Below are 14,566 nucleotides of genomic sequence, written 5' to 3' on the forward strand. Positions count from 1 at the left end.
AACGCGGGTGGTAAAATGAGGAAAACGTTTCGCGAGGAGGGCAACATGATACGGAATAATCTGGTCTCGCTGTCTATACACGTTGCGGTGCTTCTGGTATCGCTGCTATTGATCGGCGCGACAGGCGTTCAAGGCGGCTTCACCGTAATGATCGTCGGCTTCGCCGCGGTCGCTTATATCGGGCTAAGCTATGCCTCCCTGATTTCGTCGGCCTCGGCGGGCGCGAATCTGCTATCCGTCATCTCGGTTAGCGCGATCGGCCTGATTATCGGTTTATTATGCTGGTTCTTCCCGGGCCAGATGGGGTTCAACTGGATGATTTATATGGGCTATCATCTCTATTTCTTCGCGCTGTTCGACGCGTTTGATTTCGACTTCCGGATGCGCGCGATGCTGCCGCTGTTTATCGCGCCGTCTCTTCTGCTATGGGCGGGCTTGCAGCTGAAGGCGCTGCGTTCGCGCCGTCCGGCCATCGTACGCCATGGCGACATGCGGGAGTGAGCTTCTAAGAGCTCGTCGCAAGAACAGGACAAGGCTGTCGAAGCGACCGACAGCCTCCGAAGTCATCATCCTGCACACAAAAGTCGAAATAATGAACACTGCACATACTTGAAAGCGGTTACAATGAGGAAGGCAAGAAATCATCTATTCCTTTATAGGAGGGATTGTTAATGAAGAGTGGGATCAAAATCGCGCTAGCCGCGCTGCTGCTCGCATCGCCGATCGCCGCCGAGGCGGCTTGGTCGCCGCAGCCGGTCGCGGCCGCCGGGACGACGTATTACGTCGATTCGGCCGCGGGCAACGACGGCAACGCGGGTACGAGCGAGGGGGCGGCCTGGAAGTCGCTGAGCAAGGTGAACGGCACGACGTTCGGCCCCGGGGACCGCATTTTGTTCAAGTCCGGCGGCTCGTGGACCGGCCAGCTGTGGCCGAAGGGCTCGGGCGCGGCGGGCAGTCCGATCGTCATCGACAAGTACGGCACCGGCGCGAAGCCGAGCATTAACGGCGGCGGTTCGAGCTTCACGCAGACGGTCTCCGGTTCGACGACGACGTACAACACGGGCACCGTCTTCCTCAAGAACCAAGAGTATTGGGAGATTAACAACCTCGACGTAAGCAACGACGAGAATTTGAGCGTCGACAACAATACGTCCACGGCGCTGCGGGCGGGCGTCTACTTCACGATCGACGCCAACGCGAGCGACCGCGTATACAACCATATCTACGTCCGAGGCGTCGACGTGCACGACGTGGACGGCTACAACAATCCGGGGGCGAAGGCGAACGGCGGCATTATCGGCACGATCGTCGGCACGTACGACAAGGCGCAGGCGACGGTCGCGCGCTTCAACGACATTCGCATCGAGAACAACACGATCCGCAAAGTCGACCGCTCCGGCATCCGGCTTACCGATCACAGCCTGTACTTGAGCGACGACTCCTTCAGCACGACGTCCGCGCTGAAATACGGCAACTGGGACACGAACGTATACGTGGGCAACAACACGCTGACGAGCATCGGAGGCGACGGCATCGTCGTGCGCTGCGCGGACGGCGCGCTCGTCGAGCGCAACACGGTGTCCAATTTCGGCACGCTCGTCACGACGGCGATCGCGGGCATCTGGAATACGGTCGCGCAGAACAACGTGTTCCAATACAACGAGGTGTACGGCGGTCCGGCGAGCAACCAGGACGGCATGGCGTACGACTTCGACCTGTATTTGAAAAACACGACGTTCCAGTACAACTATTCCCACGATAATCCGCAAGGCTTCCTGCTGTTGATGGGCAGCAACGAGGGCGACGTGTTCCGCTACAACATCAGCGAGAACGACGGCTATTTCATCAAGTGGATCAGCTCCAAGGAGAAGACGCCGGCCCTCATCTACAACAACATCTATTACTACGACGGCGCCAAGGCCAAAATGACCGCGGACGACGCGTTCCCGGCCGCGGCCGGACTTCGCCTGTACAATAACATTTTCTACAACCATAACGCGAGCGCGACGACCAATTGGGGCACCGTGAACTGGGCGGACGCGGCGGTATTCGGCAACAACGCGTTCTACGAAGCGGGCGGCATACACCCGTCGACGGAACCGGCGGATGCGGGCAAAATCACGTCCAATCCGTCGTTCGTAAACGGCGGCGCAGGCGGCAACGGGCTCGGTACGCTCGCCGGCTACAAGCTGAACGCCAATTCGCCGCTGATTAACCAAGGGCTCGCGATGGCAAGCAATGGCGGCAAAGACTTCTGGGGTAACCCGCTCTACGTCGGCTCGGCCGATATCGGCGCGCACGAGACGAGCGTGGCGCAGACGGGGCAGGCGTTCGCGCCCTCCGCGGACGTCTTCGTCCGGAGCGGCTCTTACGCGGCGGTCAATTACGGCTCCGATCCGAACCTGATGGTCAAAGCGGATGCTTCCGGCTATGCGCGCAAAGCCTACCTGAAGTTCAACTTCTCCGCGTTCGCCGGCACGACGGCCTCCTCGGCGAAGCTGCGGCTCTACGTTAACGCGGTCAATACCGACGCGGTGCGCACGCTGAAGGCCTACAGCACCGACGAGAGTTGGACCGAGGCGGCCATCACGTGGAACAACGCGCCTGCCGGCGCGACGGCTGGTTCATCCGCGAACATCGCCAATACGGCGGGCGTGTGGATCGAGATCGACGTGACCGCGCTCGTGAACGCGAACATGAACGACAAGCAGGTGTCGATACTGCTGATCAATGAAGGCGCGGCGAGCAGCAAAGGCGACGTTCAGTTTAACGCCAAGGAAGCCTCCGCGGGCCAGCCGCAGCTGGTTATTTCGTAAGGCGCCGGGTAGGCGAGCACGCGGGGGCCGCAATCCCTTATCCGCGCGCTGGCCGCTCGCCTTTTCGAATGGCTTTGCCAGGGCTAACAACCAACCTCCGGTGTCGCGTTCTTCCGCGCGCCGGAGGTTTTGCATATCCGAAGTTGACGGGGTTCGACCAAATCGATCATTCCTCTCCGATAGTCTGATATAGTAGTTGTAGCTATCTACTAATCTCTCGACTGCATACGTCTAACTAGCAACCCATTGGGAGAGACAAGCCTGCATGACCAAGGGAGGAATCGTTCGTGATGAAGCCTGAAATTCGTTTGGCCGCCGCGCGGGACGCGGCGGATTTGGCGCGTTTGAATGACGCATTCAATGGAGTTGGGCGATCGCCCGAGGACATCCGGGCGCAGCTCGCTCGCAATGGCGGAGAGCTGGTCGCCGTCGCGGTGCAGGAAGCGCGCGTCGTCGGGTTCGCGTGCGCGCAGGTCGTCGAATCGTTCTGCTATCCGAAGCCGCACGGCGAAATTACCGAGCTGTTCGTTGAAGAGGGGGCGCGTCGGATCGGCGCAGGCGCCGCGCTCGTCGCCTTCCTGGAGCGAATGCTTGAGGCGCGCGGAGTCTCGGACGTCCGCGTGTTGACCGGCCGGGACAACGGACCCGCCATTACGGCCTATGTGCGCTCGGGTTACGCGCCGGACGACAAGCTCGTGCTCAACAAACGCATCGGACAGCCGCGCAAGGGAGGATATACCGTTTTCGAGCCGATCGGGAAAGTTGGGACAGGCGATACGGAGGGTGCAGCCGAGCAAGACAGAGGAACAGGAGACGAATGAATGAGGTACTGGAAGCAGAACGCGAATACAGGGAATGGCATCAACGCCGACCGGCGAACAAGGGGCATGGCAGTGATGACGGCAAGAAGTCTGCTCGCAATCGCACTGTTCATGACATGTTTGCCGTTGACGATGCTGAACGCCGCGGCCACGGCTAGCGACCAAACTTCGCCGGCGCTCTATATCGACGGTCAGAAGACCGCGTACAAGACGGTGACCGTGGCGGGTAAAGGCGAGAATATGGTCGGACTTCGCCAAGCCGCAAGCGCGTTGAAGTTAGCGCTGACGTGGTCGGCGGTAGGCAAAGAATGGACGATCTCGGGCGGAGAGAAGCCGATTCGAGTGAAATTGAACGCAAGAGAGGCATTCGTAGGCGGGAAGGCGACGATGCTTGCCGTGCCTCTTCGCGAGGAGAAGAACACGGTCTACATACCGCTTCGTTTCGTGATCGAGGCTAGCGGCGGAGAGATGCAATTTTACAAAGGCGGCGGGATCAACGTCATATGGGCGCTGTCTCATTCGCAGAACCAGCTGAACAGGGCCATTATGGACGGTGATGCCGAGGCTGTGAAGCGGCTGCTGCGCGATTGGCGGGCGGCAGCTCTGCCGATGGGGGTCGACGGGATTCAGCCGTATACGTTCGCGTCCGAGAATCTCCCGGTAACGAAAGCGTTGATCGAAGCGGGTTTTCCCGTCGATTACCGGGAGGATCGATATGCGGATGTCATCATGTCTAGCGCGGGTTACACGCTGCTTCATGGAGCTGCGGGCTACGGTCGGACGGAAGTCGTTCAGTATTTGCTGGACCAGGGCGCGGATCCGACGCTTATTTCCACGCTGCCAGGCGGCAGGGAAGGCTGGCAGCCGATCGACCATGCCGTCCATGGACTGCTCTACTCCCCGATTCGATTGCAAATATTCGGGCTGAGCTTTAATGATGACGCTATTCAAGATTACATGGATACGCTTCGACTGTTACGCCCGCACAGCGGGTTGCAAATCTATTTCAAGGATCGCAAGGGAGACATTCTGGCAACCGGTGATGATTTGAGCGGATACATTGAGCCCGACTCCTCCTCCGAAGTGCGGAAGCAGCTCGAATTTGCTTTTAAGGATCAGGCGCTATCGGAACGCATGACGGATTCGAATATCGAATCGACGATTAGGATTTTCATCAACGACGTTCAGATCGGCTACGCGAAGGTGCCGCAGTCCATGAAGGACGGCACGATTTCGTTCGTTTCGGAGTATACCTCGGAGGAGCAATTCACGGGCATGGCGGCCATGATCCGGCTGGCGCTCGACGGCAGCGACGAGACCTAATTAAACTCGCGTTACCACAACCCTAACAGCCCCCTCGCCCGCTTAATCCCTTGCGCTTCGAGCAAGGCCGGATTATCGCGCGTTTCCCGGTGCATGTAATCGTAGGAGAGCCAGGCATAATTCTCCAGCGCGAGCAGCTCCGCCAGCTGGCCGACTGGGTCGCGGTCCGCGATGTCGTCGAAGTCGCTTACATAGAGAATCCGGGTAATATCGAGCGGTTTTACCGTCCGAGGTCTGCGAGGATTGGCGTTAATCAGCTCGACGACCCGGCCGCGGTCGTATCCGTCCTGATCGATCTCGATTTCTTCTTCCCACGTGCACGCATAATGACAGGCGCGCTTGTTTCCGTCATAAACGCTGAACGACCAGCCATGGTCCTCCGCGTGAATCAGATGGACGAGCGTCCCTTTATTGGCGGCGATCAGCCTGCGGTTCGGCCGGAATGCCGCGCCTTTGGGCAGAATCGTCACCCAGTTGTTGCCCGCCGGGAACACGTAACCTGGCGTGAAACCGCGTCGCAGCAGCTTCATGCCGTCCGCCTGCTCGGCCGCGAATAAATGATAGCTCTCGCTGAACTCGCTCATGCCGCGAAACCTCCTTCCGTCACGCTCGGCCTGCGGCCGGCGCACATCGCTTAAGCGGGTCTTATGTCCTATGTATGTAGCATAAGCGATGTGCAATCGCGCTGTAAACGGTCGGCCTGCGGGAGTTATCGCCAATTCGCAAGACATCATTGGAGGACAACTAGACATGCATGCGCAACACCAGAAAGCCTGGTCCACGAATCCTTATGTCCTTATGCCGATCCTGCTCCTCATGTGGGGCTCGGTGGCGGCCGTCAGCAAGCTGCTGCTCGGCCGGTTGGATAGTTATCAACTGTTGTTCTATATGTACGGGATCGGCGCGGCCGTCTTCGCGTTGATCGTGCTCAGCCGTGGCGGCTGGTCCGCGGTTAGAAGGTGGACGTTCAAGGCGTGGCTGATTTTGGCAGCTTGCGGACTCTTCACTTTTCTGTACGACTTTCTTTATTTCAAAGCGCTGGAGCGCATTCCCGCGGTCGAAGCCTCCATGCTGAACTATTTGTTCCCGATCTTCATCGTGGTGCTCGCGCTGCCCATGAACAAGGAGAGACCGACGGGCGGCACCGCGGTCGCCGTGCTGATGGGACTGGCGGGAACCTGGCTGCTGATGACGGAGGGAAATATGGCGCGGCTTCGCTTCACCGATCTCGCCGGCGATCTGTATGCGATCGGCGCGGCGGTCAGCTGGGGCGTGTTTACGAATTTGCTCAAATGGAACAAGCAGGACGCGGTGCTGAGCGCCTTCGCGATCACCTGCTTCTCCCTGCTCCTCGCCATATGCGCGCTCGCGATGAATTCCGGGTTCGCATGGCCTGCGCGTGCGGACTTCTACGGCGCGTTCTGGCTCGCCATGAGCAATGTCGTGCTCGGCTTCTTCCTCTACCTCCGGGCGCTCTCGCATTCTCCGGCGACGCTGATCGCCGGCTTTACCTTTTTCACTCCGGTCGTGACGCTGGCGTTTATCTTCATCCTGCTCGGCGAGCCGCTTACGCCGACCGACGGCATGGCGGCGCTCCTCATCCTGCTCAGCATGCCCGCAGGGCGCATCCGTTTCTTTTCTCGTAGAAGGAGCGATGGATAGGAGTGGAATAACCCGTCTTCGTCCGCCGTAAAGCTTCCTTATGAGGTCGCTGTAAGCTTCGACATAGGAGGTGCGAATCCTAAATGAGACTGGGCCGGAATTATTATTTGTTGTTAGCCGCCGAGGCGGCCGTTAACTTGGCCGACGTGCTCTTCACGCTCACGTTGATCGTGCTGGTGAACGAAGCGACGGACTCGGCTTTCATGACGGGGATGGTGCCGATCGTTCGGGTTGCCGCCATGTTCGCGAGCGGCATGATCGCGCCGCTCGTGCTGCGGCGCTATCCGCTGCGCAGCGTGCTGGTCGGCAGCGTGGCGGGGGAAATCTTGTTCATGCTGCTTATTGCGTCGATGGTGGGATCCTACGCATTCGAATCGGGGATTGTTCCGCTATTGGCGCTGCTTTTCGGTTTCGCGTTCTTCAAGGGCTGGGCGGGACCCGCGAAGGATGCCGTGCTGCCGCGACTGGTGCCCGAATCGCTGCTCGTCAAGGCGAACGGGCTGATGTCCACGACGGACCAGACGGTCATGATGGCCGGCTGGGCGCTCGGCGGTATCGTCATCGCGTGGACCGGGCGCTCCGGCAGCTTCTGGGCGGCCGTGGCCATCATGGCGGCGGCATTGGCCGCGGTTTGGTTCATCCGGTTTGCGGATGCGGAGCCAAGCAGCGGGAAGGACGCGCGGGATAAATCCAACTGGAGCACGATGAAATCCGGCTGGAGCGCGATTTGGAACCGTCCGATATTACGCGTCGTGACGACGATGGATGTGACCGAGAGCATCGCCAACGGCGTATGGGTAGCGGCGGTCCTGCTCATCTACGTCGAGGATGTTCTCGGCCAAGGCTCGGACTGGTTCGGCTTTATGAACGCCGCCTATTTCGCAGGCACGATCTCGGGCGGCTTGCTCGTCATGCTGTTCTCGAGAAGGATCGAAGGCCGGTTAATTCCCGCGATGATTGCGGGGTCGCTGGCGATCGCGGCGATGACCGTCATGTTCGCCCTCACGTCGTCGTCGCCCGTCGCGCTGCTGCTATGCCTGCTTATGGGTCCGGCGTTCCAAATGCGGGATATCGCGCAGCGCACGATTTTCCAGACGCGGGTCAAAGCCGAGGAGCTGGCGAGCGTGTACGCCGCGCAGGGGACGCTGCTCTCGATAACCTTCGGCGTATCCGTCATGATCATGGGTCTGGTCACGGACTTGTTCGGCGTTCGCGCGACTTACTTGACGGCCGGCGGGCTGTTCCTGTTGTCGGGCATGCTGGCGCTTCGCCTTCGCCGCACGCTGCCGGCCGAACAAGCATAGGAGGGCAAAGTTCCCCGTTCTTTTCTTGTGTTTAATGCTATAATGAGGAAAAGATTTAGCGTCCATCATACGCAATCGGGATAAAAGGGGTCGGCGGACTTTGCATCAGTATACGAACAGAAGCGGAGAGCGGCAGCCATCCGCGCCATCGTCTTCACGGCATCAAGCGCCCGCGCAGCTGTCGCGGCATACGGGCATTCCCGCGTCCGCGGGCGCGATCACGCAGCTGCAGCGCGCGGTCGGCAATCAGATCGCCATGCAGCTCATGCAGTCGAGCCGCATCGGGAGCGAGGGCGCGCGGCCGGTTCTGCAGGCGAAGGGAGAGCGCGGCGGACTGCCGGAGAATTTGAAGGCGGGCATCGAGAGTTTGAGCGGGTATTCGATGGATAACGTGCAAGTGCACGCCAACTCCTCGAAGCCGAGGGAAGTCGGCGCGCTCGCGTACGCCCAAGGGACGGATATTCATGTCGGCCCGGGTCAGGAGAAGCATTTGCCGCATGAGGCGTGGCATCTCGTGCAGCAGAAGCAAGGGCGCGTGAAGCCGACGGCCGAGATCGGCGGCAAGCCGATCAACGACGACGAGGCGCTGGAAAGCGAAGCGGACGAGATGGGCAGCCGCGCCGCTCAGTTCAAACTGGAATAGGTACGGCAACGCTTCTAACTCCTCTTTCGCCTCCTGGCGGGGAGGAGTTTATTTTCGTGCATAGGAAGAGGCGACGAATATGAATGGCATCGCGCTAGCGGCCGGCGGCTTCGCCGGCACGCTGCTTCGATATTGGCTGGGCGAGGCGATTCCGACGCTCGGGGACGGTTTTTCGCTCGGCATTCTGATTATTAACTTGTTTGGCTGTTTTGCGCTGGGCGTGCTATTCGCGGCGACGCCGGAAAGGTGGAGCACTCCCCCGCAAATCCGTCTAGGGCTTGGGACAGGCGTAATGGGGGCGTTCACGACGTTCTCCACGTTCTCCGTCCAATCGGCGGATTTGCTCCGGACCGGGCATGCGGTCACGGCGGGACTCTACATCTTGCTTAGCGTCGGCGGCGGGCTTGCCCTCTCTTTCGCCGGCTCGCGATTGGGCCGAAGGCCGCGCCGCGGTCAAGAGGAGGCGGCATCATGATTTGGCTGATCGGGCTCGGGGGCGTTGCGGGGACGCTTGCGCGCTTTTATGGGGGCAAGTGGATGAATGCCCGCACCGGGTCCTCCTTTCCATGGGGGACATGGGCGATTAATATATCCGGCTCCTTGCTGCTCGGCATCTTGTTCGGGCTGCACGAGGCAGGTCGTCTGAGCGAAGGCGTTTGGCTGACGCTGGGTACGGGATTTTGCGGGGCGTATACGACGTTCTCGACGTTCGGGCATGAGACGGTCCAACTCGTCTCGAACGGTCAAACAAGGCGGGCGGCGCTGTATGTACTGTCCTCGGTCGTCCTCGGTCTGGCGTCGGCCGGCTTGGGCTTGGCGTTCTTTTAGGTGAGCGACTACGCCGGAGGGAGGCGCCCATCCCTCTCTTTGGGCGGCTGCATATAATAACGATGTGCCGTTCAATCCACTGGAGGGGTGAGTTCGTGAATCCTTACGGAATGCCGTCGTATTCTTATCATCAAGGCGGACAGCCGCCGTCGCAGCCGATGTTTGGCGGTCCTGTCACGGTGAACCCCGTCGACCCCTTCGTCGTCGAAACGCTTCAGGGCTGCATGGGCCAATACGTCGTCATCGAGACGACGCGCGGCCGCATCGAAGGCGTCGTGCAGGGCTGCAAGCCGGACCACGTCGCGCTGCGGGCGCGTAACAATACGTTTTTCGTGCGGATCGCGGAGATCGTCTGGATAATGCCGGACTGATGCTCGCGCAGCGGGGGTAGAAGAGCGCGCGTGTTCCTGGAGAGGGGGCATGCGCGCTTTTGTGTCCATTGCCCGCTCCGTTCCTGCATCAATAGCGACGATCAGGTCGCTATCGCCCCGACACCGGAAGCCAATCGTTTTTACCGCAAAATCCCCCTGTACACCTCCCTGCCTACCGGAATTTAGTGATTGTCTATATCTGTCGAACGCCGTCACAGTCTAGTTCTCAAGTTTTATTCAAAATTAAGGCGAAAAGCCTAAACTCGCCCTATTCGCGGCCTGGGAAATGTTTTATACTAACTCTCGTCAGCTGGGCGGGAAGGAGAGAGAAAGACTTCCCGGCTATGCGACAATGGGAGGGTTATTCTTGATTCGAATGCTCCGCAAGTGCAAAAAGCTGATCTATCCGGTCGCGCTGCTCGGGGCGGCCGCGATCGCTTATTATGCGTACGACAACTCCGGGACGAACGCGTACCCGAATAAAAACAAACACCATGCCATGCTTCGGCTGGAAGATATCGAGCCCGGAGGGGAATACGGGACGCCGGAAGGACTAGGAAAGCTTAGAGCGGTGCTGGACGAATTGGACAGTCTCAATATCCCGTTCCACATGACGGTCATCTCGCGATCGATCCATGAGGAAGACGACGGGACGTGGACCGAACGGGGGATCGACGATCATTCGCCGGACGCGTTCACCGCGCGGTTCATCCGCCTGCTGCAGACCGCGCAGAAGCGCGGCGCCGTGCTCGGCATGCATGGCTACACGCATCAGTACGGGAGCGAGACGCGCGACGACGACAACCACATATCCGGTCTCGCGCGCGAGTTCAAAGTGCCGGGCGCGGACGAGACGTTCGAGCCTGGTTATGCCGCCGAACGGATCGAGCGCAGCTTGGAGGCGTTCCGCAAAGCCGGGCTCACCCCCGCTTTTTGGGAATCGCCCCACTACAAGGACACCCGCGAGCAGGAAGAAGTGTTCCGCTCCTACATAGGGGTCTTGTACGAACCCGACCTATACTCGATCCGCACGTTCAGGGATTTCAACGTCTACGAGAGCATGAATACATACGGCGGCATCACTAACGGCTCGGTCTACGTGCCGGCCCCGCTCGGTTATTTGACGGACGACGCCTCGGTCGATCGTTTGCTGAAGAAGACGGACGGGTACGACGGGTTGGCCTCCTTATACTTCCATCCGTTTCTGGAATTCAAGCATTTGGAGGCGGCGACGGACGAACAAGGCCAAACGATGTATCGCGACGGGCTGCCTGTTTATCGATACCGAAGCAACGAGCCGACGCTGCTCCACCGTCTCGTCGCCGGACTTTCCGGCCAAGGCTACCGGTTCATCCGGCTGCACGATGCGGTGCCATTCTCGCCGGCGAACCGTTTCGTCGTCCAAGACGCGATAGAATCGCCGTTGATCGGAGACGTCACCGGAGACGGGATGGCTGACGTCGTGACGGCGCGAGCGGGGCGCATCGAGATTAGCGAAGGGGCGTTCGGCTGGCCGCGCAATCAGCTGCAGCATCAAGCGGCGACGTGGCTGACGCGGGATTACGACGAAGGCGAGCAACTGCTGCTGTCCGATATCCATGGGGACGGCAGGGCGGAGCTGATCATCTACGAGCAAGAGAGCGGCATCCTGCAGGCTGTCGGCTACGCCGCCGGCGGTAGGGCGTATCCTGCGGAGCTCGGCAAGCTGCCGCCGGGATTGACGCAGCTTCAAGGCTGCGCGGACGCATGCGCGGGCGGCGGAAGCTGGATCGCGGTCCGCGCAGAAGACCGCCGCGTGATCGCAATTTCGCGCTCGGGCGGCTCCTTGGCCTGGACGGACACCGGCGTGGCCGCGCCCGAAGGCGCCTCCATCGCGAGCGCGCGTCTCGATGATGACGAGCAGGACGATCTGCTCTTACTACCGACCGAGCCAACCGAGCCGATCACGGCCTACTTGTCAGGCGGCGGCATGCTCGCGCAAGCCGCATCGCTAAATCTGAGCCGCGAGGCGGGTTCGAACGTGCTGGTCGCGGATTCCAACGGCGACGGGCGCGACGATCTGATCGTGCACAAACCAAGACGCGGCGTCTGGCAGGTCTATGCCGGCCAAGGCGACGGCTCCTTCCGCGCAATGGACAACGCGTTCGGGCCATGGGCCGCCGGCAGCGGACGCGTCCCGCTCGCGGCCGACTTCGACGGCAACGGGAAGGCGGATATCGCCGCATTTGAGAAATCCGAGGGCGTGATGGACGTCGCGCTATCTTTTCAATAAATAAGCAAGCCGTATACACCATGAGGAAGGGACAGAAGTACGATGCACGCCATTCAATTTGGCTTTAACCTCATATGCATAGTGATTCAAGCGATCATTTGCTTTATCGGCGTCTACCAATCGCTGCTCAGCTTTGCGGGATTCCGCGCGAAGAAGGAGGGGCCGCCTCGGCCGCCGCAGAAGTCGTTCGCCGTCGTCGTCGCCGCGCACAACGAAGAGAAGGTAATAGCGCCGCTGCTCGACAATTTGAAGAACCTGGATTACCCGAAGGAGCTTTACGACCTATTCGTCATCTGCGACAACTGTACGGACCGGACGGCGGACATCGTCCGCGAGCATGGCCTTACGCCGATGGAACGCCGCGATTTGACGAACAAAGGCAAGGGACATGCCATTGAATGGCTGCTCGGCAAGCTGTGGACGGGCGAGCGGCAATACGACGCGGTCGTCGTCTTCGATGCGGACAACCTCGTCAGTCTGAATTATTTGGCCGAGATGAACGAGAAGCTGCTGCAGGGCAAACGCGTCGTGCAAGGCTATGTAGAGACGAAGAATCCTTACGATTCATGGGTCTCGATCTCGTACGCGATCACCTACTGGTACATCAACCGGATGTGGCAGCTGGCGAGGTACAACCTGGGCATGGCCAACACGCTGGCCGGCACCGGCATGTGCTTCGAGTCCGCCTTGCTGAAGGAGATGGGCTGGAACGCCCACTCGCTGACGGAGGACGTGGAGTTCACGGCCCGCTGCGTCGAGCGGGGCATCGCGCCTACATGGGCGAACAACGCAATCGTATATGACGAGAAGCCGATTACGATGATGAGCTCGTACCGGCAGCGGCTGCGCTGGATGCGGGGCCATTTCGACTGCGCGAGACGGTTCACATGGCCGCTGCTCAAGAGCGCGATCCGGCACCGGAGTTTCGCCAAGTTCGACGCGGTGCTCTATTTGTTCCAGCCGTTCCGCTTCCTCTTCCTGGCCAGTATTTCGGTCATGCTCTACCTACAGGTCGCGACGCCGCTGTTCGAGCAGCTCGGCATCCGGCAGCTTGCGCCCGACTGGGTCTGGTGGGGGATTCACATCGCCATCTTCCTGCAGACGCCGCTTGTGCTGTTTATCGAGAAGAAGCCCTGGAAGGCGTATCTTGGAATCCCGGTCTATCCGATTTTCCAGCTGACGTGGCTGCCGCTGACGTTCATCGCCTTCTTCACGAGCCGGAACAAATCGTGGAATCATACGGTGCATACGCGCGCGATGCGCATTGAAGACGTGACGGTACCGAAGTCGTGACCATCATGGCGAAAGGGGAGTTGGTACGGATGAACAACATCGCGGCGTTTTTGGGCGCGCATCCGCTCATGGCGCATCTGACGCCGGACGAGCTGGCGCGCGTGACCGCATCGGCGCATTGGCTGGAGGTGGAAGCGGGCACGGAACTGATTCGCGAAGGGGACGCGGACAAATCGGTGGTGCTTCTCGTCCAAGGCGGCGCGGAGGTGCTCAAGCGCAACGCCGAGACCGGGGAGAGTTACGTCATCGTGCGGTTGGAGCAAGGGGCAAGCGCAGGCGAGATGGCGCTTCTCGCGGATGCGGACGGCACCCGTACGGCGACGATCAGGTCATACGAACCGGCGACGGTAATCCGCATCGACTTTGAGCCGATTTGGCACAATAACGCGAATGACGCGTTGCGCGTCAAGCTGCTTAGCAACATATCGCGGGATCTCTCCGCCAAGCTGAATACGACGAACCAGGTGACGGTGGCGTCGATGCGCAAGGAGCTCGCGGCTAGCAAAGCGCAGATCGCCATGGGCATGTTCACGGTGAACATCTTGTTTCTGCTCGCGATCTACACGCTCTCGTTCCGGACCTTAATGGACTTGGTCATCCAGTGGGGATCGAATTGGATCTCGATTGCTATTCTGGCCATCATGGCGACCGCGATGTACGTGCTCATTCGGCGGAGCGGTTACCCGCCTTCCATGTTCGGGTTGACGCTGGCGAACTGGCGGAAGGTGCTCGGCGAGTCGTTCCTGCTGACGGTGCCGCTGCTTGCGGGGATTGCCATTCTCAAATGGATCGTGCTGCTGCTCCATCCGGAAATCGACGACACGGTGTTTAGTATCGTAAGGCAAGTGGCGAATGGCGAATTCGATAAGACGATGCTCGTCTATGGCGTCGCTTACGCCGTATTCTGCCCCATCCAGGAATTTATTTCGCGCAGCGGCATTCAATCCGCCTTGCAAAATTTTCTTCCGCCGTCGAACAAACGGGTATGGCTGGCCATCATTCTGTCGAACTTGCTGTTCGCCATGGCGCACGCGCACTTGAATTTGACGTTCGCGCTGCTGACGCTGTTCCCGGGGCTGTACTGGGGATGGATGTACGCGCGGCAAAACTCCCTCTTGGGCGCCTCGTTCTCGCATATTCTAGTCGGCGTGTGGATTTTCTTCGTGGTCGGCATCGATAAAATTTGGTGGGCATTATTTTAGCATGGCGCAGTTAGCAAAAAGAACCTCCCGG

General features: G+C 59.9%; 14 protein-coding genes. 13 read left to right on the forward strand and 1 reads right to left on the reverse strand.

What is annotated here, in order from left to right:
• Nucleotides 1-45: 45 nt before the first annotated feature.
• From BCM02_RS15955 to BCM02_RS15970, 4 genes are all read left to right on the forward strand, one after another.
• Nucleotides 46-501, forward strand: a complete 456-nt coding sequence (locus BCM02_RS15955) for a hypothetical protein (RefSeq protein WP_148930087.1) — start codon at nucleotides 46-48, stop codon at nucleotides 499-501.
• A 170-nt stretch (nucleotides 502-671) separates the two neighbouring features.
• Entirely contained in the window at nucleotides 672-2,816 is a 2,145-nt protein-coding gene (locus BCM02_RS15960) for a CBM96 family carbohydrate-binding protein (RefSeq protein ID WP_148930088.1), read from the forward strand.
• Nucleotides 2,817-3,106: 290 nt separating this feature from the next.
• Nucleotides 3,107-3,637 carry a GNAT family N-acetyltransferase gene (locus BCM02_RS15965; RefSeq protein WP_148930164.1) on the forward strand — a complete coding sequence of 177 codons (531 nt, stop codon included), beginning with the start codon at nucleotides 3,107-3,109 and terminating at the stop codon, nucleotides 3,635-3,637.
• Entirely contained in the window at nucleotides 3,638-4,960 is a 1,323-nt protein-coding gene (locus BCM02_RS15970; protein WP_148930089.1) for a stalk domain-containing protein, read from the forward strand.
• 11 nt (nucleotides 4,961-4,971) lie between these two features.
• Here BCM02_RS15970 and BCM02_RS15975 read toward each other — a convergent pair whose 3' ends face one another.
• Nucleotides 4,972-5,544 (reverse strand): hypothetical protein, encoded by a 573-nt coding sequence (locus BCM02_RS15975; RefSeq protein WP_148930090.1) that lies wholly within the window; start codon nucleotides 5,542-5,544, stop codon nucleotides 4,972-4,974.
• Nucleotides 5,545-5,710: 166 nt separating this feature from the next.
• On the opposite strand from BCM02_RS15975, the gene BCM02_RS15980 reads away from it, so the two are divergent.
• The 9 genes from BCM02_RS15980 (at nucleotide 5,711) to BCM02_RS16020 (ending at nucleotide 14,535) form a co-directional block, all read left to right on the forward strand.
• The gene (locus tag BCM02_RS15980) at nucleotides 5,711-6,622 is read left to right on the forward strand and encodes a DMT family transporter (protein WP_148930091.1); all 912 of its coding nucleotides are present in this window, start codon (nucleotides 5,711-5,713) and stop codon (nucleotides 6,620-6,622) included.
• A gap of 83 nt (nucleotides 6,623-6,705) precedes the next feature.
• Entirely contained in the window at nucleotides 6,706-7,926 is a 1,221-nt protein-coding gene (locus tag BCM02_RS15985) for an MFS transporter (protein WP_148930092.1), read from the forward strand.
• A 100-nt stretch (nucleotides 7,927-8,026) separates the two neighbouring features.
• Entirely contained in the window at nucleotides 8,027-8,569 is a 543-nt protein-coding gene (locus BCM02_RS15990) for an eCIS core domain-containing protein (protein ID WP_222871013.1), read from the forward strand.
• A 79-nt stretch (nucleotides 8,570-8,648) separates the two neighbouring features.
• Entirely contained in the window at nucleotides 8,649-9,044 is a 396-nt protein-coding gene (crcB, locus tag BCM02_RS15995) for a fluoride efflux transporter CrcB (RefSeq protein WP_148930093.1), read from the forward strand.
• A complete protein-coding gene (gene crcB / locus BCM02_RS16000; RefSeq protein ID WP_148930094.1) occupies nucleotides 9,041-9,397 on the forward strand; it encodes a fluoride efflux transporter CrcB in 357 nt (118 codons plus the stop codon). Before crcB (BCM02_RS15995) ends, crcB (BCM02_RS16000) begins: the two co-directional genes overlap by 4 nt.
• Before the next feature lie 95 nt (nucleotides 9,398-9,492).
• On the forward strand, nucleotides 9,493-9,768 hold the full coding sequence (locus BCM02_RS16005) for a YuzF family protein (RefSeq protein ID WP_425466181.1): 276 nt from the start codon (nucleotides 9,493-9,495) through the stop codon (nucleotides 9,766-9,768).
• A gap of 376 nt (nucleotides 9,769-10,144) precedes the next feature.
• Nucleotides 10,145-12,040, forward strand: coding sequence for a DUF2334 domain-containing protein (locus BCM02_RS16010; RefSeq protein WP_246183408.1), 1,896 nt, complete (start codon nucleotides 10,145-10,147; stop codon nucleotides 12,038-12,040).
• Between the two features lie 42 nt (nucleotides 12,041-12,082).
• The gene (locus BCM02_RS16015) at nucleotides 12,083-13,333 is read left to right on the forward strand and encodes a glycosyltransferase family 2 protein (RefSeq protein ID WP_148930096.1); all 1,251 of its coding nucleotides are present in this window, start codon (nucleotides 12,083-12,085) and stop codon (nucleotides 13,331-13,333) included.
• 29 nt (nucleotides 13,334-13,362) lie between these two features.
• Complete coding sequence (locus BCM02_RS16020) at nucleotides 13,363-14,535, forward strand: CPBP family glutamic-type intramembrane protease (protein ID WP_187434243.1); 1,173 nt, start codon at nucleotides 13,363-13,365, stop codon at nucleotides 14,533-14,535.
• Nucleotides 14,536-14,566 lie beyond the last annotated feature (31 nt).

Origin of the sequence: Paenibacillus methanolicus (assembly GCF_008124765.1) — a bacterium.
GTDB classification, from domain to species: domain Bacteria; phylum Bacillota; class Bacilli; order Paenibacillales; family Paenibacillaceae; genus Paenibacillus_Z; species Paenibacillus_Z methanolicus.

What these genes read in the sequence shown, in the direction of transcription:
- BCM02_RS15955 (WP_148930087.1), top strand. Translation starts at nt 46, where the DNA reads ATGATACGGAATAATCTGGTCTCGCTGTCTATACACGTTGCGGTGCTT.
- BCM02_RS15960 (WP_148930088.1), top strand. Translation starts at nt 672, where the DNA reads ATGAAGAGTGGGATCAAAATCGCGCTAGCCGCGCTGCTGCTCGCATCG.
- BCM02_RS15965 (WP_148930164.1), top strand. Translation starts at nt 3,107, where the DNA reads ATGAAGCCTGAAATTCGTTTGGCCGCCGCGCGGGACGCGGCGGATTTG.
- BCM02_RS15970 (WP_148930089.1), top strand. Translation starts at nt 3,638, where the DNA reads ATGAGGTACTGGAAGCAGAACGCGAATACAGGGAATGGCATCAACGCC.
- BCM02_RS15975 (WP_148930090.1), bottom strand. Translation starts at nt 5,544, where the DNA reads ATGAGCGAGTTCAGCGAGAGCTATCATTTATTCGCGGCCGAGCAGGCG.
- BCM02_RS15980 (WP_148930091.1), top strand. Translation starts at nt 5,711, where the DNA reads ATGCATGCGCAACACCAGAAAGCCTGGTCCACGAATCCTTATGTCCTT.
- BCM02_RS15985 (WP_148930092.1), top strand. Translation starts at nt 6,706, where the DNA reads ATGAGACTGGGCCGGAATTATTATTTGTTGTTAGCCGCCGAGGCGGCC.
- crcB (WP_148930093.1), top strand. Translation starts at nt 8,649, where the DNA reads ATGAATGGCATCGCGCTAGCGGCCGGCGGCTTCGCCGGCACGCTGCTT.
- crcB (WP_148930094.1), top strand. Translation starts at nt 9,041, where the DNA reads ATGATTTGGCTGATCGGGCTCGGGGGCGTTGCGGGGACGCTTGCGCGC.
- BCM02_RS16010 (WP_246183408.1), top strand. Translation starts at nt 10,145, where the DNA reads ATGCTCCGCAAGTGCAAAAAGCTGATCTATCCGGTCGCGCTGCTCGGG.
- BCM02_RS16015 (WP_148930096.1), top strand. Translation starts at nt 12,083, where the DNA reads ATGCACGCCATTCAATTTGGCTTTAACCTCATATGCATAGTGATTCAA.
- BCM02_RS16020 (WP_187434243.1), top strand. Translation starts at nt 13,363, where the DNA reads ATGAACAACATCGCGGCGTTTTTGGGCGCGCATCCGCTCATGGCGCAT.